Genomic DNA, 24432 nt, shown 5'->3' with positions numbered 1-24432 from the left:
CTGCCGTGCTTACCACACGCGTGATACGTGAGGTAAAACACGGCAGACAAACGAGTCACGGCCTCGTGCAACCCACTGTCGTTTCCGACGCAGACGCTAGTTTAACGAAGGCAAATCCACATCTGCCGTGACGTTATCCAAACTTTGTCCTGCTGTTGGGCTCTGAATAGAAAGGTTGCGCATCAGGTCTCCCATTCTGGCCTTGATACGATATTCGGTAAACCTCTCAATGAATTGAATCTCTACCAGACGACGTTGTGCGGTGAGAAGCTCATTTTCACTGTCCAGCAAATCCAGCAGTGTGCGTTCGCCAATGCTGAATTGCTTTTGGTAGGCCGTGCGAACTTTCATACTGCGATCGGCATACTCAGCGGCGATGGGGATTTGCTGGCGGGCGTTATTCAGCGCGGTCCAGGCGAGACGCAACTCTTCGTTCAACTGACGCAGCGTGTTGTTGCGAATATCCTGTGCCTCTTTAATTTGATACGCTTTTGCATCCGCGTTGGCCTTGTTGCTTCCCCTTGATAGAGGTTGTAACGCATTCTGACCATTGCCTGCCACTCGTTGCTTTGCCCGCGAACGCCATCCACGTTGTTATTCATATTGCGGTCGAGCTCGATGTTGACACGAGGATAATAGGAGGACTTTGCTGCTTCATATTGTTGCTGTGTCGCAGATATGTCTGATTCGGCGGACTTGAGTATTGGGCTATTGGCCAGCATGACGCGCCGAGCTTCGGCCAGCGAGGCTGGAATGGTCAACAACGCGGTATCTGGTAGTATCAGGTTGTCGGGTTCGACACCCGTAACGCTAAAGTAGTTAGTCTTCGCGTCATCAAGATTGGTCTGCTCGGTAAGCAGATTGTTCCTTGCCTGTGCCAAACGCGCCTCGGCCTGCTCGAGATCTGCTAGGCGCGCAACGCCTTGCTGGCTGCGCAGCCGGATCTGATCGTAGATACGCTCGTGGTTGGCGAGATTATTTTGCGCCAGTTTGACGAATTCTGCCCGTTGCAGCACATAGAGATACACCTGAACCGCATTCAAGGCCACGTTCTCAGACGTATTGAGTACCTTGTAGGCTCGTAAATTGACGGTTGCTCTCTGCCTACCAACTTCGCTCGACGTAGCAAATCCGTCAAACAGCGTTTGTTGTAAGGTGATACTGGATTCACTGCGTTGCAGTTCTGTTTTACCGCCACTCGCGCGTGTAGAAACGGTATCTGTCTCCTCACGACCGGTTCCTGCGTTAAAGTTGATTGACGGCAAATACCCGCCCTTGGCAGAGCATAAATCATGATCGGCGGAAAGCCGACTGTTTACCGACGCACTGACTTCGGGATGCGTGGCAAGAGTTTGTTTGATTACATCCACATCCTGTAAAGTCGCGGCGCTGGAAGGCTGTGCGACCATAATCCCTAAAGGTAAAAAAGCGTATCGAAATACAGGTAGCATAATGCTGTTTTCCTTTATGGCATGATTAAACGCTGTGATTAATTTGAATGCTTGGTTTTTTTTGTGATTATTCTTAATTTCCCATCCGGCGATTTTTTCTCAATAGAACGCCATGAGAGTTTTGAAACTCCTTTATTATCAGTTCATTGTGTTGTTGTCTCATTCTGATTCAATGTTTGAGAAATATTTGATGCTCTTTCGTATTAAAGTTTGTAGCAAGAATATTCCGAATTTTTTATGATTATGATTATGATTATGATTATGCTTAGCGAGTCAAGTGATTGACGCCTATACTGTCATTTTTTGCTCTGGCAAACCGGTTTTCTCCATCATGGTTAACCCATTAGCACGCTAATGGGTTAACCATGATGGAGCGCCTTTTTTTGCTTAAGCAAGTGTACGGTCAACGCGCGTTGATTGATGACTGCACAGTTTCAAGGCCAGGAGAGCTAATCGCAGATTTACCCATCAGGATGATGTTGATACCCCCTTACAACAACTCAATATCTGTATAAAAATAATTATATATATCAAGGAGAAGCCGTAGTGAATAGCGTAATCGGTATCATTAAATTCGTTATCGGGCAAGTCTTCGTCATTTCTCTTGATGGCACACAGCGGTTATTAACAGCAGGTGACAAAATTTATCGTGGCGAAGAGATCGTCACGGGTGGCGACGGTTCCGTGTCTATCACGTTGCCGGACGGAAAAACCCTGGATGTTGGGAGAAACAGCCAGTGGAGTGACAACACCAACGTAATGCCGCAGGCCACAGCGCAAGACGCTCAGGATGTGGCAGCGTTACAGGATGCTCGCACAAGGCGCAGACCCGACTCAAGTCCTGGAAGCGCCAGCAGCGGGTAATACTGACATTGGCGAAGCGGGCGACGGTGGTGACAGCCACGTTAGTGCCGCCGATATGGTTTTTTCCCTGACCGGGCAAGTGGTAGAGGCAACTGCAGGTTATGACACCCAAGGGCTGGCATTTGCAGCGACATCTACCGACGATCTGACCGGCGCTGACGCCGTAACTCTCGCCGCCGCAACAAGCAGCGAAACGACACCTGATACTACACCCCCTGCGTTGACCATTGTTATCAATCCTGATGGCTCGATGACCTTCACGTTTACCAAGCCGCCAGTAGGTTTTGATGCCAGTGATGTGAGCGTGAGCAACGGTACGTTAACCAATCTGGTTCAGGATCCTACCGATCCTACCAGCTGGACGGGTACGCTCACCCCAAAACCAATTTTGAAGGGACGGTCACTGTCACCGTTCCTGATGGTTCATATAGCGATGAAAATGGCATTCCAGGTACGGGCGGGCAGGATTCGGTAACCGTAGATACGTTGCCCCCTGATGCAAGCATTACGATCGACCTTATTGCCAATGACGATGTTGTTAATGCAGAAGAGGCCGGACAGAGTCATACAATTAGCGGGACGGTATCGGGTAACGTGAAGGCGGGTGATACCGTCACGGTGGCGATTGGTAATGAACGTTACACGACCACGGTGAATGCGGACGGTAAAACGTGGAGTGTGGACGGCGTGCCGGGTAGCGTGTTGGCAAGCAACAGTGTTGTCAACGCCTCTGTGACCACGTCGGATGAGGCGGGTAACCAGACTACCGCCAATGCTACGCGCCCTTATGGTGTTGATACTACTGCGCCTGACGTTGCGATTACCCACTTTGCCGGCGATGACGGCTATATCAATACCGCGGAGTCGAAAGCCACGCCGGTGAGCGGCACCAGCAGCGAGAAGACGGTTGATCTGACGTTCACGGATGTGAACGGCAAGGTCGTCACGGTGACCGGCGTCTCCGTGGTGGACGGCAAGTGGAGCACCACCGCGGACCTGAGCGGTCTGGCCGAGGGCAAGGTGGACGTCAAGGCTACGGCCACCGATCTGGCGGGCAACCAGGCGCACGACACCGCGTCCTCGACGCTGGATGTCACCGCCCCTGAGATAGATATCACTGGATTTGCTGGTAACGACGGCTATATCAATCAGCAAGAGTTGGGTGTAACCTTTATTGAGGGGACGAGCAACGAGCGTTTCGTCAACCTTACCTTTACGGATAGTAATGGCAAATCAGTCACTGTCAGCAGTGTGCCGGTCTTTGACGGGAAATGGCATAACACGGTTAATTTGGGGGCGCTGGTAGAAGGCAAAATCACCGTGGTGGCGACGGCAACGGATGCGGCAGGGAACACCGCGCAAGACAGCGCCAGTGCCATAATGGATAAAACCTTACCTGAAATTGATATCACCGATTTTGCAGGTAATGATGGCTATCTCAATGCGAACGAATTGGCCGGACAATTTATTCAGGGTACCAGCACGGAAGACCACGTAACATTGGTCTTCACAGACAGTAAGGGTAAAGAGGTCACACTGACTAATGTGCCTGTTATTGATGGTAAATGGAGTACTTCAGCCGATCTGAGCACATTGGCAGAAGGTTAAGATGCAGAAGGTAAGATTAAGGTGGTTGCAACGGCAACGGATCCTGCGGGTAATCAGGCTCACGATAACGATCAAGCCATATTGGACACCAAACCGCCTGTTGCGCACGACGAGACGGTGACTGGACTGGAAGATACGCCGGTACACATCGGCTGGGATAGTCTGGGCGTTTCTGGTGATACGTCTAGCGTGGTGATTTCCTCATTGCCACCGGCCAGCGCTGGTACGCTGTATTACAACGATAATGGTACCTGGAAACCCGTCACGGAAGGACAGTCGTTTAACTCGACCAATACAGATTTGCGTTTTGATCCTGCGGCAAATGCTTCCGGCTCTCCGTACAGTATTGTGAATTACACGCCGGTGGATAAAGCCGGTAACGTTGGCGTAGAAACGGCACTCAATATCGATATTACGCCAGTGGCGGATGCACCGACGGTGACGCTGGATATTGTCAGTGGAAACAGTACGCCGAGTGGTGAAGTGATTCACATTAATGGTGGCAGTGCTAACGGTGGCTTTGATATTCAGGATGGGAAAATTATTGCCGTCGGCAATGGTGTGCGGGTCTGGTTAACCGAGGGGGATCCGATCCCAACATTGGTGGGTACCGGCACCTATTCGTACTATACGCAGAGCAATACCAGCGGCAGCGATGGCTACAGCGATATTTTTGTTGTCCACTCGAACAGTGGATATTTCTATCGTCAAAGCGATTGGCCAGCGGATAAGAAAGAATTAAGGTCCTTGGATTCGTTCGGTGGAAACCGCGAAACGAATGACGCTAGCGCTCATAAAGATTATGTGTTTGTGATGAAAGAGGATGGCTATACCTACAATTCTACTTACAACACGAATAATAATCAGCCAACGAGCGTCAATACCCTTGATGGTGTCAAAGTTAACTACACTGACAGCAGCGGGCAATCCCATTCGTTTACCGGTCAGGTAAGTAACAATTTGGGTGGGGTGATCTACAGCGATGGCACCAGTATGGCTCCGGGCAGCAACGCGCCTACGGTAACGAAAGAAACCTACTCTGGTACGCAGGAACATACGCTGGACGTCTCTGCCGCACTGACAGATCTCGATGGCAGTGAAACGCTGTCGGGCATTACGCTGACCGGCCTGCCGGAAGGCACCAAAGTGGTAGATCATATCAACAACGATGCGACCTATACCGTGGGCAAAGATGGCACCTACACCATTGCCAACGCGCATAATGCCAACGCGTTGTCGGGAACGGTCACGTTGTACGTGCCAGTGGCGGCAGGCAAGTTTGAGGTGGTTGCTCAGGCAACGTCAACCGAAAAACTCAACCATGACACCGCGATCGGTTATTCGACGGAAGGCGTTGAGCAGTACGGTGCCGCCATTGGGACTACCGGAGATGACAACGTTCAGGGAACCAACAGTAATGATGTTATGATCGCGGATGTTTCCGGTCTGCAACTGGTAGAAGGCACCAACTATAACATCGCGTTTATGGTAGACAGCTCGGGCAGTATGACCACTACCGATATCGCCAACACGGTTGCTTCTCTGAAAAACGTGTTTAACAGCCTGATCAACAGTGCCAACGGTGCGCATGCAGGGAAAGTGAACGTGTTCCTTGCTGACTTCGACACGCAGGTTGGCCGTACGGTATCGGTGGATCTGAAAGATTCAACGGCGCTGACTCAGCTCACCAGCGTGCTGAATTCCATGGTCGGTGGCCAGAACGGTGGCGGTACCAACTATGAGGACGTGTTTAAAACCACGGCCAACTGGTTCCAAAGCACGGCGGTGAAAAATAATGTCGGTACCAACCTGACCTATTTTATTACCGACGGCGAACCGACTTACTATCAGAGTAACGAAACAAACCAGGTACAGGTTGGCCGAACATACGAAGTGTTGAATATTGATAATATCAATTATCAGGTTGGTCAGTCCTATTAGATGAGTGTTTATGGTAAAACGCGTGAAATCATCAGTGCCAGTGGTGATGTTTATAAATGGGTCTTCCCTTGTTGTGGTGGCTGAAGGCATGATAATGGCGTATTAAATCGCCAGAGGTCACCACCATGGACGAAAAGTCTCTCTACGCTCATATCCTCAACCTGTCTATTCCGTGGCAGGTAAAGTCTCTTTCTCTCGATGAAAATGCCGGTTCTGTTACCGTTACAGTTGAGATTGCGAAAAACACTCAGTTAACCTGTCCAACCTGCGGGAATCTTGTCCTATTCACGATCACCGACATCGTAAATGGCGCCATCTCGATACCTGTCAGTTCGCGACAATAGTCGAAGCTGATGTACCCCGTATTATGTGCCCGGAGCATGGCTACCAGACGCTGTCTGTTCCATGGGCCGGCCCCGGTAGCCGGTATACGCTGTTGTTCGAGTCGTTCGTTATCTCATGGCTGAAAATCAGCACCGTGGATGCCGTCAGGAAACAGCTGAGGCTGAGCTGGAATGCTGTCGATAATATTATGCAACGGGCGGTTAAGCGTGGACTGGCCCGTCGAAAAACACCTCAGGCCGCACGTCATCTCTGTGTTGATGAGGTCGCTTTCAAAAAGGGGCATCAGTACGTCACCGTTATCTCTGATACCCAAGGACAGGCATTGGAACTCAAAGATGATCGCGGAGTTGAAAGTCTTGCTGGCTATCTCCGGAGTCTGGGTGACCGCCAGATTGAATCCATTAAAACCCTGTCGATGGACATGAATCTATCCTATATAAGCGCAGCGCGGCTCCATCTGCCTAACGCGGTGGAGAAGATCGCGTTCGACCACTTCCATGTAGCGAAAATGCTCTGTGCCGTCGTAGATAAAACACGACAGTTGGAGATGAAAACCATCCCGTTACCGGCACGAAAAAGTGCACATCGTTCCCGTTATCTGTGGTTGTACGGTCGCCATAAACGTCATGGTCGAATAGCAGAAAGACTGGAAGCAGCGCAGATGGTTCTGCCTGATACCAGCCGTTGCTGGGCAATGAAGGCGCTGGCCCGGGAACTCTGGAACCGCCGGTATGACGAACACAGCAGGCGTCTGTGGCTGGAATGGATAGGGATGGCAAAAGACGTTGGTGTCCCGCTACTAAGCAGCGCCGCCCGGACGTTACGTAAACGACTGTACGGGATCCTGAATGCCATGAAACACAGGGTATCAAACGGTAATGCAGAGTCACTAAACAGCAAGATAAGGCTGCTGCGGATCAAGTCCAGAGGATACCGGAACAAAGAACGCTTTAAGGTGGCAGTGATGTTCCATTACGGCAGGTTAAACATGGGGTTATGAGTCTCCCACCATGATAGGGGAAGACCCTTGCATATACAGTTAAATTTTGCCATGATCGTGATTGAACCGCGCTTATCTTTAGCAACATCATGATGAAATGACAACTTGATGAAACTGCAATAGCCTGCGCTTATTACGGAAGCGCCACACGTCACAGGAACGCGACCATGAACCGATGCGCATGGGTCACCCAGGACCCGCTTTACCTCGATTATCACGATACGGAATGGGGCAAACCGTGCAAAGAGAGCGTCAAACTGTTCGAACTGCTCTGTCTTGAAGAACAGCAGGCCGGTTTGTCATGGATAACGGTATTGAAAAAGTGGGAAAACTACCGGGCAAGCTTTCATCAGTTTGGCCCGAAACGAGTGGCAAGCATGACGCAGGAAGACGTCGAGCGCTTGTTACAAGACAGTGGCATTATCCGCCATCGTGGCAAAATTGAAGCCATCATCACCAACGCGCGCATCTGGTGTGACATGGAAGCACAGGGCGAGTCTTTTTCCGATTTTATCTGGTCTTTCGTTAACCATACGTCGTTGGTCAACAGCCCCACCACGCTGTCCGATGTGCCCGCCAAAACCGCCGTTTCCGATGCCATGTCGAAAGCGCTGAAAAAACGCGGCTTCAAGTTTATCGGCTCAACCATCTGCTATGCCTTTATGCAAGCCGCTGGTTTGGTCAACGATCACACTACCGACTGCTTCTGCTATCAAGAGGCCGCGCGTGATTAGGGACTACCGGCCAGAGGATCTTGCCCTCCTTCTACCCCTGTGGCTGGAAAGCACTACCCGATCGCACCCGTTTATCAACCCAACCTATTGGCAGGAAAGCGAACCGCTGGTGCGCGACCAGTATATCCCCAACTCAGAAACCTGGGTTTATGAGGTTGAAGGCGCGATAGTCGGTTTTATCAGCGTGATGGAACAACGTTTTGTCGGTGCACTGTTTGTCCATCATCGCTGGCATGGCAAAGGCGTGGGCGTCGCGCTGATGACCCATGTGCAGCAGCGCTTCCCTGTTCTGAGCCTGGAAGTGTATGAACAAAACCTGCGCGCCTGTGCCTTTTACCAGAAGCTGGGCTTCTCCCCGGTAAAACGCACGTTCCCCGCGGAAACCAATGCCCCCGCGCAGATTATGCAATGGGGAAAAAACGGCCTGACGATGTCAGGCTAACCTGCATAAATTCCCTCAATAACCAGCCCTGCCTGCCAATACGTTGTCATACCCACGTTCTGTTCCACGCATAATTAGTGATAACGATCGCGTTTCATCAACCCTGTGGTTGAATCACTCACCCTTTGAGTGGTTTATTATATAGAACTATTGTTCAATATAATAAATAAAATGAAAGCAGATCGGATTAAGGGTGTTATCCCTCCCCTTCCCACGTTGACGGATGCTGAGGGGAACCTCGACAAGCAAGCAATGGGCAGGTTGCTCGATCGGGTGATTAACGCTGGCGTACACGGCGTACACGGCGTGCTGGCATTGGGCACCTGCGGCGAATTTTATGCCCTGCGCCGGGAAACCCGTCAGGAAACCGCAGAATTTGTGGTTGACCATGTCAATGGTCGCGTGCCAGTGATCCTCGGTATCGGCGGCACCTGCATCGATGATGTCCTGTATTTCGGGCAGCATGCAGCACGCTGTGGCGCAGATGCCGTACTGGTCATCAATCCTTATTACGCACCGCTCAGTGCAGAGCGTCTTTTTTGCTTTTACCAAACCGTGGCGGAAAATCTCTCACTGCCGATCATGATTTATAACTTTCCGCAGCTGACGGGGCACACAATTTCTGCCGATATGGTGCGTCGTTTAGCTCAGCAATTCCCGTCGATCATCGGCATTAAAGACACCATTAATAATATCAGCCACATTCGGGAATTGATGAATCAGGTTAAACCTCACCGCCCGGACTTCCTGATTTTTGCCGGTTACGATGAATACCTGTTAGACACGCTGATATTAGGAGGCGATGGCGGCTTTCCGGCGAGTGCAAATTTCTCCCCCGACGTTACCGTTAAACTCTACGAGCATTTTTGCGCAGAAAACTATTCGGCTGTATTTCAACAGCGACGTGAATTATCGCGGCTGGCGCAATTTTTTTCCATCAGCGCCCCCTTGCCTGATTTACTCAAACATCTGTTAGCAATGACGGGAGTGTATACGCCTGACGTCAACACCAATAAAACAAATACGCTTTCACCGGAACATATTGCGGAATTAAAAGACCTTCTGCCATTACGTGAAGAAAAGGAATAAACCATGGGAAGTGAAAAGATCCAGGCCTCCATTATTGGTTCAGGAAATATTGGCACTGACTTGATGTTCAAGATAATGAAAAACAGCCAATATCTGAGTATGGGCGCGATGATCGGTATCGATCCTGCTTCAGACGGTTTGGCCCGCGCTGCGCGGCTGGGCGTGCCGATTTCTGCCGATGGTATCGACGGACTGCTGGCATTACCCCATTTCCAGGACATTAAAATCGTTTTCGACGCCACTTCAGCCAAATCACATCTGGTACACAACGAGAAGCTGCAACCATCCGGCATTAAGGTGATAGACCTGACTCCGGCAGCTATCGGCCCGTATGTGGTCCCGTCCATTAATCTTGAACAAGAAAGTGATGCGCCCAACATCAATATGGTCACCTGCGGCGGGCGGGCAACCATTCCTATCGTCAATGCGGTGGCACAGGTCACTGACGTTTACTATGCCGAAATTGTTGCCAGTATCGCCAGCAAGTCTGCGGGCCCCGGCACCCGTACCAATATTGACGAATTTACCGAAACCACGTCTGCCGCCATTGTTAATGTCGGCAAAGCGCGAGCCGGAAAAGCCATCATTATTCTCAACCCGGCATCACCGCCTATCATGATGCGCGACACCGTCTTTACCTATTCTGCCACTGTCGAACCCGAAAAAATCGAGGCCAGCATGCACAGCATGGTGCAAAAGTCAGCCGCTATGTGCCGGGCTATCGCCTGAAACAGGCCGTGCAATTCGATGTTATCAATGAGGACAATCCACTTTTTATCGACGGGGAAAAATACACGACAGGGTTAAAAACATCGGTATTTATCGAAGTAGAAGGGGCTGCCCACTATTTACCCGCCTATGCCGGCAACCTGGATATTATGACCTCCGCCGCTTTAGCCTGCGGCGATCATTTTGCCAAGAACCTGAAAAATTAATCTTCAGCGATAAAAGAGAATGATGGTGAATAATAAAAAAATCTACATCTCGGACGTAACATTACGCGACGGCTCCCACGCCGTAAAACACCAGTATACGCAACAACAGGTTCAACAAATTGCCAGCGTGCTGGACAAGGCGCATGTGGATTCCATTGAGATCGCCCACGGTGACGTGCTGGCAGGATCAAGTTTTAACTATGGTTTCAGCCGCTGCTCTGATACTGAAATGATCGCCGCCGCCGCTGAGGTTGTCACTCACAGTAAAATTGCTACCTTGCTGATCCCCGGCGTCGGCACCATTCATGATTTACAAGCCGCCTATGATGCAGGCGCACGCGTGGTACGTGTCGCCGCCCACTGCACCGAGGCAGATATTTCACGGCAACATATTGAATTCGCGCGCAACCTAGGTATGGACACCGTCGGTTTTCTAATGATGAGCCACATGATTACTCCGCAGGAACTGGCTGAACAAGCGAAGAAAATGGAGAGCTACGGCGCGAATTGCATCTATGTTGTGGATTCCAGCGGCGCCATGCTGATGCAGGATATTCGCGATCGCTTCCGTGCGCTGAAAGCCACCCTTAACATCGATACCCAAACGGGCACGCACACAACAACCTTTCTGTCAGTATCGCCAACTCATTGACCGCCATTGAAGAAGGCTGCGATCGGGTAGATACCAGCCTGGCGGGCATGGGTGCCGGCGCGGGAAATACTCCCACCGAAGTGTTTATCGGTTGCTTGGAAAAACAGGGCTGGCAGCACGGTTGTCAGTTGGACACGTTGATCAACGGTGCTGACGATGTGGTGCGCCCGTTGCAACACCGTCCGGTGCGCGTCGATCGCGAAACCTTATCGCTCGGACTCGCCGGGGTGTATTCCAGCTTTTTGCTGCACGCCGAACGTGCATCGCGAAAATAAGGCATCAGCACCATGGATATATTAATGGAGCTCGGAAAAAGAAAAATGGTCGGCGGTCAGGAAGACATGATTGTCGATGTTGCATTGGATTTAAAAAACGCCAACACCAAGCAAGCACAATAATACTAATGATTATATGAGGTTTTAATTATGCGAAGCCAAAAAATATTAGGAAGCCTTGAGTGGAGTTTTAACCGTAGCGTATTTAAAAGCATCGGTTATTCTGATGAAGATCTGAAAAGACCTGTCATTGGTATCGCCAACTCCTGGAATGAACTGGTGCCCGGCCATTTCAATCTGCGTCAGGTCGGTGAATCGGTGAAAAAGGGTATCCACATGGCGGGCGGCACCGCCGTGGAATTTGGCTTGATTGCTGCCTGTGACGGCACGGCACAGGGCCATAAGGGTATGCACTACATCCTGCCTTCACGGGATATGATCGCCAACGATATCGAGATCATGGTAGAAGCCCATCAGTTGGATGCCATCGTAATGCTCGGCTCTTGCGACAAAATTGTTCCCGCCATGCTGATGGCCGCAGCACGCCTTGATATCCCCGCCATCATTCTGCCCGGTGGCCCAATGCTGGGCGGCGAAGTATTCGACGGACGCAAATCGGACCTGACTACCATGTCCGAATCGCTGGACATGCTGAAAGCAGGCAAAATCACCGAAGACGTTTGCCATCGACTGGAAAACACCTGGGGCCCGACCTGCGGTTCCTGCTCATTCCTAGGCACGGCCAATACCATGTGCAGCCTGTCGGAAGCCATCGGCATGACATTGCCCAATGGCGCACTGACGCCCGCAGTTTATTCCGAACGCCTGCGGCTGGGTGAAAGCACCGGTTTTGCCATTATGAACATGGTGAAAAACAACGTTACCGCTCGCGACATTATCACCATCGATGCGATTAAAAACGCCATTAGGGTATTGATGGCAATCGGTGGTTCCACCAATGCCGTCCCGCACCTTTCCGCATTGGCACATGAGCTTTATATCTCTGCTGAAACCATGATGGATCTGTATGAAGAACTGAGCGACAGCACGCCGCAAATCGTCAAGGTGAATCCGGCGGCGAAGTTCGATATGGAAGATTTCCACCGTGCAGGCGGCATACCACAAGTGATGCGTGAAATCAGTGGCTTGCTGGAAAAAGGCGCGCTAACCGTTACAGGGCAAAGCGTGGGAGAAAACCTGGCGGCAATGAACCTGCTGTATCAGCCTAACCGTGACATCATCAAACTCCTGGAAACGCCCTTTGCCCCTCAGGGTGGGATCGCCATTCTCAAAGGCAATATTGCACCGAAAAGAGGGGTGACCAAACCGGCCGCCATTTTGCCAGAAATGCGCCATTTCACCGGAAAAGCCGTCTGTTTTGACAGTGAAGATGCCGCCGAGGAAGCCATTCTTGCCGGACATATTAAACCCGGCGACGTGCTGGTTATTCGCTATGAAAGCCCCAAAGGCGGCCCCGGCATGCGTGAAATGTTCAAAGCGATGAAATACCTGTATGGCATGGGGCTGGCCAGTAACACCGCCATCATTACCGATGGTCGTTTCTCCGGCACCAATAATGGCTGCTTTGTTGGTCATATTTCGCCAGAAGCGGCGGAAGGTGGCCCCATTGCCGCACTGCGCGATGGCGACGTGATTACTATTGATATTCCTAACAAAACGATCCATGCCCATTTAACCGATGAAGAAATCGCTCAGCGGTTACAACAATGGCAGGCGCCCAAACGTAAATTCACCAAGGGTATTTTGGGCATTTACTCACAATTAGCCAGTTCGGCACATGAGGGTGCCGTTTTGAAATAACCAGATTGTCATTATTGATGACATTACACCCGTAATAATTTGCGTGGCAGGAATATGGCCTCACTAACCGTGAGGCCCAGGGAAGGAATGAATAACGCATGCCGTTTTAATTATGACGGGAATACACGCTGTACCTACCAATTAATAATAATAGCAGGTCTATAGTATGGAAAATACTAATTCAGCAGTAGCTTACAATCAGGTTGACGCAACAATACCCAACGCCAGATGGTGGCATATTATTCCCGCCACCATATTAGTTTATATCGTCGCATTTATGGATCGTACCAATATCGGGATCGCCATTGCCGGCGGTATGGATAAAGATCTTGGTATTACATCCTCGGTCGCCGGAGCCGCTGCGGGTATCTTCTTTTTCGGCTATCTCTTTTTGCAAATTCCTGGCGGCCACTTTGCAGAAAAAGCCAGCGCCAAGAAATTTATCGCCTGGACCATCGTGTTTTGGTGTGGACTGGCCATGGTATCGGGTTTTGTACAAAATACCTGGCAACTGATGACAGTACGCTTCTTCCTCGGCGTAGCGGAAGGCGGGGTTTATCCTGCCATTCTTGCATTGATCGGCCACTGGTTCCCCAATAAAGAGCGGGCCCGGGCCATTGCGTTTTTTCAGATGAACATGGCGATTGCCGTAATCATCACCAGCCCGATTTCCGGCTGGTTGATTCAGAACTATGACTGGCGCGTGATGTTTATCGTTGAAGGTCTGGTCTCCCTGGCACTGCTGTTTATCTGGCTGCCACTGGTCGCCGATCACCCCAAAGATGCCAAATGGCTTTCTGCGCAAGAACGGGAATGGATTGAAACCGAACTGCGTAACGACGCGGAATAAAATAAGTGCAATCAAGGTGCGTTGTCTAAAGGTGGCTATAAAGACCTTTACCGTAGCCTGAACCTGTGGCGCATGGTGGCAATTTACTTCTTTATGTCAGCTGGCTTTTACGGTTTCTCACTGTGGATGCCCACGATTATCAGCGAGCTGACCAAGTCCACCATGACGGTCGTCAGCTTACTAACCGCTGTGCCTTTTATCTTTACCATAATCGGCCAGTATATTTTCGCCAGACTGTGCGACGCCACCATGAACCGTCGGCTCTTTACCGCACTGTCATTCTTCGGCATTGCGATCTCACTGTGTGGTGCTGAAAGAGAACGTCTGGCTTTCCTACGGCATGCTGGTGTGCGGCGGCTTCTTCCTGAACGCCTGGGCGGGCCCATACTGGTCAATGCCCACCCTGCTGTTCCCAACGGAGGCATTGATGGCGCCCGCGGCACCATCAATGCCATCGGTAGTCTGGGTGGGTTCTGTGGTCCCTACCTGGTGGGCCTGATTTCGCTGTATTTAGGCAGCAAAATGGGCGTATTAACGCTGGTCGTTTCGCTGATTATTGCCGCACTGCTGACATTATCGCTGCCAAAAGTGACAGCCAATAAATAATTAGTCTGGACAGAAAAAAAGAGTGTTGCCGGCATCGCTCTTTTTTTATTTTTTACTCATAGAGCTTGCGGCTGATTTTTTGGCAGGCTTCACGTAATTGATGAATGATTTCCTCATGCCGTGTTTCGGGCATTTGAAAAGTGACACCCGTGACGCTCACACCAGCAATAATATCGTGATGACCATCGAAGATTGGCATAGCAATACAAAATATGCCCAGATCACCTTCTTCACGATCGAAGGCATAGCCTGTTTTTCTGATCTCTTGCAGCTCTTTTTTCAGGGCGGTTTTTGTTGGGATGGTCATCGGGGTGAAAATCTCCAGATTCTCTTCCGGCAACAAGCGATCCAACTCTTCATCACTTAACTGAGAAATCAGCGCCTTACCCAACCCAGAACTGTGTAGCGACAACTTTTTTCCCACCACACTTTTAATGCTAATCAGTTGATTACTTTCTATTTTATCCAGGTAAATCGGACTATCGCCATCGAGTACGCCCAAATGACATGTCAAATTAAGTTGGTTCACCAGGTCAGACAACAGGGTGTGAACTACAGATTTAACATTAAAATTCTGAATGGCCGCACTGCCATATTCATACATTTTCAAACCCAGGTGATATTTGTTTTTTTCGAATTTCACCAGACGGTGCGTAACCAGCGATGACAACATCAGGGAGAGGCTGCTTTTCGGCAAGGATAATGCATTGTGTATTTCGGTAAAGGTTGCCACATTACGTGTTGAAAGATAATCAAGCAGCAAAATCATTTTATCGATAGCCGGCACTTTTGTTTTTGCATTATTCATGTTTGCTCCTGGTTTACACCCTGTTTAACCCCGACATCAACATTATAACTGATTGATATTTAATATGACATTGTCTGTTCGTCGGATTTCATGCTACAACAATTCTGCACCTATCCTAGCATATTGCGTTAACAACACCACACGACTCGAACACACGAATGGTATCCTGTTACGTAGGATTTTTGTTCAAAGACACGGCCAATGGTATTATATTAATGTCACCAATGCACCACCCGCGTTACTTATAACAACAATCAGAGTACAGCTTATGCCATCAAAATTAGAGAGTCATATCGCCGGGGCGTTATATGGGCAAATGCTAGGGGATGCGATGGGAATGCCATCGGAGCTGTGGCCGCGAGCACGCATCAAAGCACATTTTGGGTGGATCGATCGCTTTCTGCCGGGTCCTGCGGATAATATCGCCGCCTGCTATTTCACGGCAGCTCAATACACCGATGACACTTCTATGGTGCTGGCACTTGCCGATGCGCTGATTGAATGCGAGGGTGACGTTGTGCCTGAAGTCATCGGTAACCACATCCTTACTTGGGCGCAACAGTTTGGTGCCTTTGAGAAAAATATTCTCGGCCCCAGTTCTAAAGCGGCGCTTTTTGCCCTAAAACAGCGTGCCTATATCAGCACGCTGGAAAATAACGGCATCACCAATGGTGCGGCGATGCGCGTTTCTCCACTAGGCTGTCTGCTGCCGCCCATGCCATTATCCGATTTCATTGATGCCGTGGCGCTCGCGTCTAGCCCTACTCACAAATCAAATATTGCGGTGGCTGGCGCTACCGTTATTGCCTGGGCGATATCTCAGGGTATTGCGGAAAAAAGCTGGTCGGATATTCGGGCGACATTACCCGCAGTGGCACAAGCCGCGCAGGAAAAACGCGTAACCACCTACAGCCCAGCCTTGTCCGCGCGTCTGCAACGGGCATTGGAAACCGTGCAAAATGCACCCGACGACGACACCGCGTTAGAACAAATTTATCAACTGATTGGCACCGGAACGGAGATCATCCAGTCCGTCCCCGCCGCTATTGCGATGGTGGAGCTGGCGCACACCGAGCCAAACCGCTGTGCCATTCTGTGCGCCAATCTGGGTGGCGATACTGATACCATCGGTGCCATGGCAACGGCTATCTGTGGTGCGCTCCACGGTGTCGAAAGCATTGATCCGGATTTCAAACGGCAGTTGGATGATGTCAACGCGCTGGACATCGACGCCTACAGTTCCGCGTTAGCTCGCCTGCGTCAGCGTCGCATGGTGGTTTAAACAGCAGCGCTGTGTGACAATGACATCTATCCGATTGGGGCAGGTATTAATCCTCTGAATAGAAGACATACATATCGGCACGGCAGTAGTTTATGCTGTAATCAAGCGGACGCTGATTGGTATCAAACGCCAGCGATTTCACCACCAAAACCGGTAGCGTTACTGGCGTGTTCACACACTGGATAAACTCCTGCGACGGCGACTGCGCCGACACCCAGTTGCGGGTTCTGACAGGCGCAATGCCCTGGCTACGGAAATGCGCATATAGTGAAATATCGATCTGTTCGACATCGGCAATCAGGTGCAGGGGCACATAGTTCTCTTCAACGGAGACTGGCTCACCGTCAATGTCACGCACGCGTTTGAGAAGGTAGACGTCGCAGCCCGCAGAGAGCTGCAAATGCTCCGCAATTTCCGCCCGACAAGGAACCCGCGTTTTACTGATCCACAGCGTGCCCGGCGTTTTTCCTGTTGCCACCACCTGTTGGGAGAAACCCATTGCCGGTTTGAGGCGATACTCAAGTTGCTGATTAACGTAGGTGCCGTAACCGCGACCGCGCACCACGATCTCCTGCTCGGCCAGCAGTTCCAGCGCTTTGCGCACCGTGATGCGGGAAATCCCCAGCGCCAGAACAAAATCACGCTCGCTGGGAAGAAAATATCCGCGCTGAATCTCCCAGTTCTGCACCGCCAGCTGTACCACATCAGCGAACTTTACGTTACAGGGGGAGTTTATCCGGCTCCGCCATGCGAGTACGCAACCGCTCGACTAGCCAGGTATTTACGCCCATTACGCTCCGTCCATGTCGTACCGAGGGAGCGGAAATCATAACTTTTTTCAGCTCAGGCATCTTTTTTCTCAATTTCATTTAACTTTCGATGAGCACTTGCAGTCTCCAGCCGCCTACGCGATGATGCGGTGAGGCCTTTTTTCCTTTAACTTCCGGAGGTTGTGATGAAACCGAGTGTGATTTTGTACAAAAGTATCCCCGCCGATTTGTGCAAACGCCTGGAACAACATTTTACCGTCACCGAATTTGATGGGCTGCCCCCAGCGGGACACCATGCACTGACGCAGGCTGAAGGTATCATCGGTTCCGGCGGTAAGGTCGATCGCGCCTTTCTGGCGCAGACACCGCGTCTACGTGCGGTATCGACCATTTCCGTCGGCTACGACACCTTTAACGTTGAAGCATTAACCGAAAGGGCCATTCCGCTCATGCACACGCCAACGGTATTGACCGAAACCGTGGCGGACACCGTTCTCGCATTGATCCTGTCAAGCGCCCGTCGTGTGGTCGAAGTGGCTGAACGCGTCAAAGCCGGCGAGTGGAAAAGCGGCATCGGCAGCGACTGGTTCGGTATTGACGTGCACCATAAAACAATCGGAATCCTTGGTATGGGCCGTATTGGTCTGGCCGTGGCGCAACGTGCCCATTTCGGTTTCAGCATGGAAGTGTTGTACAACGCGCGACGCCATCATGCTGAAGCCGAAACGCGTTTTAACGCACGCTACTGCGATTTGGATACCTTACTGGCGGAGTCCGATTTTCTCTGCGTTACCCTGCCGTTGACCGAAGAAACACGTCATCTGATCAGCCATGAACAACTGGCGAAAATGAAATCCAGCGCCATTCTGATCAACATCGGTCGCGGTGCGGTGGTGGATGAGGCCGCATTAGTCGAGGCCCTCAGCAACGGTACTATCCATGCTGCCGGTCTGGATGTGTTCGTTCAGGAACCGTTGCCGGTTGACTCCCCCGCTGCTGAAGCTACCCAATGTCGTTGCGTTGCCGCATATCGGTTCTGCCACTCACGAAACGCGTTACGGCATGGCCGCCTGCGCGGTTGATAATCTGATCGCAGCACTCACTGGCGACGTTAAAGAAAACTGCGTCAACCCGCAGGTGCTTAAATAGCCTGTTGCGCGCCAACCCGGTTCTGTTGGCGCGCTTATTACCCTTTAAGGTACTGTTTCACCGAGCCCACGGCCCGGCAGTGTCTTGCAAAAGTTACCGTTGACTGGCGGTGCCGCCGTCGGGAAAACATCATCAGGCGTCACGTATACCCGGCTGGTCGCGACAAAGCCGTCCTTGAACGTCGCTTCCACAAAGGTCGCCTGCCAGCCAGTATGCTGTGAATTCAACGCCAGGTTTACAGGCCCATTACTGGGAAGCGTCACCGTGGTGCCCTGGTAGTGGACATCACAGGCATAGCGGAAATCCCGTGCTTCAGGGTTATTTGCCGTCCAGCGTTTCACCGTGACAGGTTTTTCAGAAAAAGTGACACTCAGCGCATCGTCTTTGAGTGTGGCAGTGAGTTGCGGCAACGGCTTATTTTTCAGAAACCGATTTACAAAGGTAATCAACGTGCGCTCAACGTATTTTAAAATACCGTTATAGTTGGTATTGGGAACCACACGCAGAGATTTCTCTCCCGGCAGCGCGTCATAATAAAAGCGTGCGTTATCAGAGGTATAAAAATCATCACCGCTGGCATTGACGATATATTTTGCTTTATTGAATTGTGCAGACTGGCCCGCGACTAAATATTGCATTGGATCTTCAATTTTCATCAACGCCTGAAATTCCGGGGTATTGATGGTTTTGTTTACGCCCTGCTGATAGTAGGGATAAAAAGCGATGGGCCAATTGCCACCGTAAGAGCGATACATATGCGTTAGCGCAGTGCGCGTATCCAGCAAGTCGGTAACAAACGGCACTACAGCATCAACATTAGGATCAGTAATAAAGGTCAACCAGGATGTCCAACCCCGTTTGGATGCGCCTGTGACACCGCCGTCGCCATAGGAATATGCACGGAAGCCCGCGTTCTTAGCGACGGATTATCCATGAATAATGACCAACTGAGTGCAACATTATCATCCTCTTTCAACGGTTTATTATCCGCACCGTAAGTAAGATATTGATTCGGTATATTGCTTACAGAGATAACAACCGCTTTGGTTGTGCGGGCAATAGAGGCCAGCATATCCGGGCTGAATTCGTTATGCACATTGGCTTTGATAATACCGTTTGGGTAATTGATGCCGTTGTTAACAACCATCAGCGCATGCTGTGATTTAACCTGGTAGGCAGGGGAGATAGATATCAACGTTGTGTTGCCATTGCGCAGGTTGCACCAATCCGCCGGGTGACCAGGATTGAGAAATCATGCGGTATTTCTTCACTCTGACGTCAGCCTGAATATCATCACCCTCGTAATGATAATCCATCGGTATCGCCGCCAAATCTTCACGATAACACGAGATGACCCGTGTTAAATCGGTGTCCTTATCATCATGGCATCCCATTTCCAATGCGTTGGCTTGAGATAAAAACCCCATAAAAAATAAGAAAAAAATAAACGTGGGGTTATCAATCTTCATTTATTGTCCTTATTAATGAACTGAGGCTTGATAGTGTATCCTTACGATATTAAATGAACGAGTAAGTAGAATGCGTATTTTTAATTTCAAGCAGTTTACTTCACCTTTGTATATAGATCTAACACCTGTTATTTTTTGTCTAAGTATTTGAAACTTTTCGGCAACGCGGTAGCATTACCCATTATTTTTTCCCTTTAGCGCATTATCGAACAAAAGACCCTCCGTTAGCGTCCGGCAAACAGGTTGCCATTGCAGCCACCGGCGGCAAGCGCTATGTTCTTTGTTAACGTTGGCATTACCTTTAAGCGATACATGATGAACTTTTCTCTTTTCGGCAACAAATTCACCCGCCACGCTGGCATCACCCAATTGATGGATGATCTGAACGATGGGTTACGCACGCCAGGTGCCACCATGCTGGGCGGCGGCAACCCCGCACACATCCCAGCAATGGATACCTACTTTCAGCAACTGTGCCAGGAGATGTTGAGTGCCGGTACCTTGACCGAAGCACTATGCAATTACGATGGCCCACAAGGGAAAGACACGCTTCTCACCAACCTGTCAGCCTTACTCCAGCAGACGTTTGGTTGGGATATTGGGCCGCAAAACATTGCTCTGACCAACGGCAGCCAAAGTGCCTTCTTTTACCTGTTCAACCTGTTTGCGGGCCGTTATGAGGGTGGAGCATCGCGCAAAGTGCTGTTCCCGCTCGCGCCTGAATACATCGGTTATGCCGATTCCGGGTTGGATGAAGAGATGTTTGTCTCCGTGCGCCCACAGATCGAATTACTGCCCGAAGGCCAATTCAAATACCACGTCGATTTCGATAATTTAACCATCGGTTATGATATCGGGATGATTTGTGTATCACGGCCGACTAACCCTACCGGCAATGTGTTAACCGATGAAGAACTGGTTCATCTCGACGAATTGGCTCAGCAGCACGGCATTACGTTGGTGATCGATAACGCCTATGGCGTACCTTTCCCCGGGATCATCTTCAACGACGCCACGCCACTGTGGAATGCCAACACCATTCTTTGCATGAGCCTGTCCAAACTCGGACTGCCAGGGTCGCGTTGCGGCATCATCGTTGGCAATGAACAGGTTATCTCTGCCATCAGCAACATGAACGGCATTGTCAGCCTGTCAACAGGCTCTATCGGCCCTGCGATCGCGAACGAAATGATTGTGCGCGGCGATTTGCTGCGTTTATCCAACGACGTTGTGCGTCCGTTTTATCAACAGCGCGTTACGGGAACCATCGCCACGATCCGCCGCTACCTATCACCAGAACGTTGTCTGATACATAAACCGGAGGGGGCGATTTTTCTGTGGCTGTGGTTCAAGGATCTGCCGATCTCAACGGAAACGCTCTACCAACGGTTGAAAAAACGCGGCGTATTGATGGTACCCGGCCACTACTTCTTCCCCGGTTTGGCAGAAGACTGGCCCCATGCTCACCAGTGTTTACGCATGAACTATGTGCCTGAACCCGAGAAGATCGAACAGGGCATTGCGATTCTGGCGCAGGAAGTGGAACTGGCGTTGAGCGAGAGGGATGTCGCCTGATTCACATCAGAACAATCGCAATAGCGATGCCAACAGCGTCTTCTTCCTGAAGGCGCTGTCATAAAAAAACGCTGACAACCTGGGAAGGGAATTGTCAGCTAAATGGATAAAACATCAACATTATTATTAATGTACGGACGAGATACTCACTCTATTCGGTTTCGGCGCAAACCAAATCACCAGTGCAGCGACAGCAAAAATAGCGGCAATCACCATAAAGATATGATTGGTGGCAACCATGACGCTCTGCCCTTGTAGCATTCACTCTATCGAACCGCGAACAGTGTCCATGCTCATGCCATCATTCAGCATATTATGGGTGGCTACCGCCTCCCTGTCCGTCAGACCGGCCAGCTCCGCATGCACATAGCGGGTTTGGTTCTCCCAGGACGTGTTGACCATGGAGGTAGCGAAAGCCCCTGACAAAGTACGAATAAAATTCATCAACCCTGCGGCAGAATCCATCTCTCGCTCAAGCACGCACCCAAGCGCAATTCCGGTCAAGGGAACAAAAAACAGTGGCATACCGATGCCCTGGAACAACATGGGCAGACTTATCTGGGAAAATGTCATGCTCATGTCGGCCTGGCTGCGAAACAGCGTCCACAGGCCGAGCCACAGCACCCCCGTGAACACCATAGGACGCGGATCGATTTTCGTCGCCAGCGTGGCAATCAGCGGTGCCAGAAATACCGCCAGTACACCCATCGTTGCCGTTGAGTAACCGGCTATGGTCGCGGTATAGCCCATGTAGATTGCAGCCACAAGGGGGTCAGCACGGTAATGCCAAAGAACGCGCCAAACGCCAGTGAGAGCGTTACCATACTGGTCGTAAAACCGCGATGACGAAACACTCTTAGATCCACCACGGGATTGCGCTCGGTCAGTTCCCAAATCAGGAAGGAGATAAAGCCAATCAGCGCAATAATTGCCAGAATGACAATGTGCGTTGAAGCGAACCAGTCATGATCCTTGCCTTCATCGAGCATGATCTGCAAGGCGGACACCCAGACCACCAGCAACACCAGTCCCACAACGTCAATGCGCGATTTTGCCGTCTGCGTTTCATAACGTTGCAGCATCTTCCAGCACATAAAACCCGCCGCAATAGCAAAGGGCGTCTTACAGATAAAGATGTAGTGCCAGCTGAACTGATCGCAGATAACGCCACCGAGAATCGGTCCCATAATCGGGGCAACTAGGGTGGTCATACTCCAAATGCCGATGGCAACGTGGCTTTTATCTTTCGGGAAAATACGCATCATCAACAACGTCTGAGACAGCGGCATCAACGGCCCGCCGGAAAAACCCAGAAAGACGCGAAACAGCACCAGCATATTAATACTGGTCGCCATCCAGCACAGCGTTGAAAATACGCCGAACATCAGCAGACAAATCACGAAAACCCGCAGGGCACCAAAACGGGAAGCCAGCCAACCAGTCAGAGGAACAGAAATAGCCTCCGCCACCTCTTAGGATGTGATGACGTAAGTTCCCTGACTGGTTGAAGTCCCCAGACTCCCGGCAATATTCGACACAGAGACGTTGGCGATGGTGGTATCGAGAATGGCCAAAAAATTGGCCATCGCCAGACACAGGGTCCCGATGATGAGCGCAGCGCCGGTCAACGGCTGCGGAAAGGTATTCTGCGTAGTGTTGTGGCTCATGGTTATGCGCCTTAATCCTGACGAGCCGTTGTCAGGCCTTCATGACCCGATGCCGCCAGATCCAAGGTGTTATGCGTATCGATGGTAGCAATCATTGACAAGCCAACCTGTAGCGGGTGTTTCGCCAGTTCCTGCTTGTCCAGCGTAATACACCACCTTGTCGCCATAAATATCAGCTGTAACTTCAACGGGTTGACCAATTTTCACGTGACGCAGTTCAACCTCTTTAAAGTTGGCGTCGATATGCACGTCGTGCAACGGCACCACCGTCATCAAGCGCTCGCCGTTCTGTACCAGTTTACCAATCTGTACCTGACGTCTGGCAATAACCCCATCGACCGGCGCTTTGATAATGGTGCGGGCCAAATCCACCTGTGCCTGTCCCACCTTGGCTTTCGCCAGCATCACCTCTGGGTTAGTTTCCACCGTGGCATCAATGGTCAACGTCGCATTGGCTTTTTTCGCACCGATGGTCGATAAGCGATTGGCCACCGACTGCGCCGCCGCTTTGGCGACATTGAGGTTAGATTCAGCCTGGGCCATCGCATTACGTGCGTTTGTTAATTCCGCACCGTACTTTGCCAGCGCCTCGCGCCGCGTTAAATCCACCTGCGCTTTGGTGAAGTCAGCCTGTGACGCTACCAGCCGCGCTTGCGCCTGCGTTTCATCCGCTTCCCGCGCCTTGACTTGCGCGGCCAATCCCTCGTCGGTCGCCATGTAGCCGCTCACACGCCGCCGCGATTGCCCCAGCATCGCCTCAGCCTGCGCCAGTGCCAAGCGAGCATCAGTGTCATCCAGTTGTACCAGCACGTCTCCTTGCTTCACCCACTGCGTATCCACCACATTCACCGCCTGCACAATGCCGGTTACCGAAGGCGTCACTTCCGCCACTTCCGCCGCACTGTAGGCGTTATCGGTGGTGACATAGCGCGAACCCACCATCGCATACCACACGCCGTAGCCGCCCGCGGCGATAACCACCGCAGCCGCCAATCCCATAAACCCTTTTTTACGCGATGACGCCGCGCGCGATGCATGAAAATGTGTGTCCGCCGCAGGCGTGGCAGAGTCATTATTTCGCCGTGACATAGAAAAACTT

General features: G+C 51.0%; 20 protein-coding genes and 6 pseudogenes. 16 read left to right on the top strand and 10 right to left on the bottom strand.

The window, feature by feature from the left end; genetic code table 11:
• Nucleotides 1-96: 96 nt before the first annotated feature.
• Nucleotides 97-1409 (bottom strand): annotated as a pseudogene (locus tag JZM30_RS04360) (TolC family outer membrane protein).
• A gap of 588 nt (nt 1410-1997) precedes the next feature.
• Here JZM30_RS04360 and JZM30_RS04355 point away from each other — a divergent pair.
• From JZM30_RS04355 to JZM30_RS04295, 13 genes and pseudogenes are all read left to right on the top strand, one after another.
• Nucleotides 1998-2315: a retention module-containing protein gene (locus JZM30_RS04355; RefSeq protein ID WP_252317699.1), complete on the top strand. Its 318-nt coding sequence runs from the start codon at nt 1998-2000 to the stop codon at nt 2313-2315.
• Nucleotides 2260-2790, top strand: a complete 531-nt coding sequence (locus tag JZM30_RS04350; protein ID WP_252317697.1) for an Ig-like domain-containing protein — start codon at nt 2260-2262, stop codon at nt 2788-2790. The genes JZM30_RS04355 and JZM30_RS04350 overlap by 56 nt, the downstream gene beginning before the upstream one ends.
• Before the next feature lie 11 nt (nt 2791-2801).
• A complete protein-coding gene (locus tag JZM30_RS04345; protein WP_252317696.1) occupies nt 2802-3923 on the top strand; it encodes an Ig-like domain-containing protein in 1122 nt (373 codons plus the stop codon).
• Between the two features lie 21 nt (nt 3924-3944).
• A complete protein-coding gene (locus JZM30_RS23820; protein WP_252317695.1) occupies nt 3945-5864 on the top strand; it encodes a VWA domain-containing protein in 1920 nt (639 codons plus the stop codon).
• Between the two features lie 125 nt (nt 5865-5989).
• Nucleotides 5990-7209 (top strand): annotated as a pseudogene (locus JZM30_RS04335) (ISL3 family transposase).
• A gap of 167 nt (nt 7210-7376) precedes the next feature.
• Nucleotides 7377-7943, top strand: coding sequence for a DNA-3-methyladenine glycosylase I (locus JZM30_RS04330; protein ID WP_252317694.1), 567 nt, complete (start codon nt 7377-7379; stop codon nt 7941-7943).
• Entirely contained in the window at nt 7936-8385 is a 450-nt protein-coding gene (locus JZM30_RS04325) for an N-acetyltransferase (protein ID WP_252317693.1), read from the top strand. Before JZM30_RS04330 ends, JZM30_RS04325 begins: the two co-directional genes overlap by 8 nt.
• Nucleotides 8386-8556: 171 nt before the next feature.
• Nucleotides 8557-9474: a dihydrodipicolinate synthase family protein gene (locus JZM30_RS04320; RefSeq protein WP_252317692.1), complete on the top strand. Its 918-nt coding sequence runs from the start codon at nt 8557-8559 to the stop codon at nt 9472-9474.
• Nucleotides 9475-9477: 3 nt separating this feature from the next.
• A pseudogene (locus tag JZM30_RS04315) lies at nt 9478-10409 on the top strand (acetaldehyde dehydrogenase (acetylating)).
• A 25-nt stretch (nt 10410-10434) separates the two neighbouring features.
• A pseudogene (dmpG, locus tag JZM30_RS04310) lies at nt 10435-11459 on the top strand (4-hydroxy-2-oxovalerate aldolase).
• Between the two features lie 27 nt (nt 11460-11486).
• Complete coding sequence (ilvD, locus tag JZM30_RS04305) at nt 11487-13157, top strand: dihydroxy-acid dehydratase (protein ID WP_252317691.1); 1671 nt, start codon at nt 11487-11489, stop codon at nt 13155-13157.
• A 166-nt stretch (nt 13158-13323) separates the two neighbouring features.
• Nucleotides 13324-14007 (top strand): MFS transporter, encoded by a 684-nt coding sequence (locus JZM30_RS04300; RefSeq protein WP_252317690.1) that lies wholly within the window; start codon nt 13324-13326, stop codon nt 14005-14007.
• A gap of 21 nt (nt 14008-14028) precedes the next feature.
• Complete coding sequence (locus tag JZM30_RS04295; protein ID WP_252317688.1) at nt 14029-14613, top strand: MFS transporter; 585 nt, start codon at nt 14029-14031, stop codon at nt 14611-14613.
• Between the two features lie 52 nt (nt 14614-14665).
• Here JZM30_RS04295 and JZM30_RS04290 read toward each other — a convergent pair whose 3' ends face one another.
• Nucleotides 14666-15421, bottom strand: coding sequence for an IclR family transcriptional regulator (locus tag JZM30_RS04290; RefSeq protein ID WP_252317687.1), 756 nt, complete (start codon nt 15419-15421; stop codon nt 14666-14668).
• Nucleotides 15422-15689: 268 nt separating this feature from the next.
• Here JZM30_RS04290 and JZM30_RS04285 point away from each other — a divergent pair, with 268 nt between their 5' ends.
• Entirely contained in the window at nt 15690-16703 is a 1014-nt protein-coding gene (locus JZM30_RS04285; protein WP_252317685.1) for an ADP-ribosylglycohydrolase family protein, read from the top strand.
• Nucleotides 16704-16749: 46 nt separating this feature from the next.
• Here JZM30_RS04285 and JZM30_RS04280 read toward each other — a convergent pair whose 3' ends face one another.
• Nucleotides 16750-17391: a GntR family transcriptional regulator gene (locus JZM30_RS04280; RefSeq protein ID WP_252317684.1), complete on the bottom strand. Its 642-nt coding sequence runs from the start codon at nt 17389-17391 to the stop codon at nt 16750-16752.
• A 267-nt stretch (nt 17392-17658) separates the two neighbouring features.
• On the opposite strand from JZM30_RS04280, the pseudogene ghrB reads away from it, so the two are divergent.
• Nucleotides 17659-18622 (top strand): annotated as a pseudogene (gene ghrB, locus JZM30_RS04275) (glyoxylate/hydroxypyruvate reductase GhrB).
• 44 nt (nt 18623-18666) lie between these two features.
• Here the strand turns inward: ghrB and JZM30_RS04270 are convergent.
• Both JZM30_RS04270 and JZM30_RS04265 read right to left on the bottom strand, forming a co-directional pair.
• Nucleotides 18667-19769, bottom strand: a pseudogene (locus JZM30_RS04270) (PhoPQ-activated protein PqaA family protein).
• 16 nt (nt 19770-19785) lie between these two features.
• Nucleotides 19786-20091, bottom strand: a complete 306-nt coding sequence (locus JZM30_RS04265) for a PhoPQ-activated protein PqaA family protein (RefSeq protein WP_252317682.1) — start codon at nt 20089-20091, stop codon at nt 19786-19788.
• Between the two features lie 315 nt (nt 20092-20406).
• On the opposite strand from JZM30_RS04265, the gene JZM30_RS04260 reads away from it, so the two are divergent.
• Entirely contained in the window at nt 20407-21666 is a 1260-nt protein-coding gene (locus tag JZM30_RS04260) for a valine--pyruvate transaminase (protein WP_252317994.1), read from the top strand.
• A 126-nt stretch (nt 21667-21792) separates the two neighbouring features.
• Here JZM30_RS04260 and JZM30_RS23505 read toward each other — a convergent pair whose 3' ends face one another.
• The 5 genes from JZM30_RS23505 to JZM30_RS04250 form a co-directional block, all read right to left on the bottom strand.
• The gene (locus JZM30_RS23505; RefSeq protein WP_286673434.1) at nt 21793-21927 is read right to left on the bottom strand and encodes a hypothetical protein; all 135 of its coding nucleotides are present in this window, start codon (nt 21925-21927) and stop codon (nt 21793-21795) included.
• Entirely contained in the window at nt 21928-22416 is a 489-nt protein-coding gene (locus tag JZM30_RS23500) for an MFS transporter (protein WP_286673433.1), read from the bottom strand. It abuts the gene before it with no gap.
• Nucleotides 22395-23135 (bottom strand): DHA2 family efflux MFS transporter permease subunit, encoded by a 741-nt coding sequence (locus JZM30_RS23495; RefSeq protein ID WP_291831997.1) that lies wholly within the window; start codon nt 23133-23135, stop codon nt 22395-22397. The genes JZM30_RS23500 and JZM30_RS23495 overlap by 22 nt, the downstream gene beginning before the upstream one ends.
• A gap of 3 nt (nt 23136-23138) precedes the next feature.
• Nucleotides 23139-23333, bottom strand: coding sequence for a hypothetical protein (locus JZM30_RS23490; RefSeq protein ID WP_286673432.1), 195 nt, complete (start codon nt 23331-23333; stop codon nt 23139-23141).
• 69 nt (nt 23334-23402) lie between these two features.
• Nucleotides 23403-24422: an HlyD family secretion protein gene (locus JZM30_RS04250; protein WP_286673431.1), complete on the bottom strand. Its 1020-nt coding sequence runs from the start codon at nt 24420-24422 to the stop codon at nt 23403-23405.
• Nucleotides 24423-24432 lie beyond the last annotated feature (10 nt).

The sequence above is a fragment of the Candidatus Symbiopectobacterium endolongispinus genome, from assembly GCF_018777385.1.
GTDB classification, from domain to species: domain Bacteria; phylum Pseudomonadota; class Gammaproteobacteria; order Enterobacterales; family Enterobacteriaceae; genus Symbiopectobacterium; species Symbiopectobacterium endolongispinus.
The sequence above is the reverse complement of the archived record's forward strand: the minus strand, read 5'-3'. Positions and strand labels throughout refer to the sequence as shown.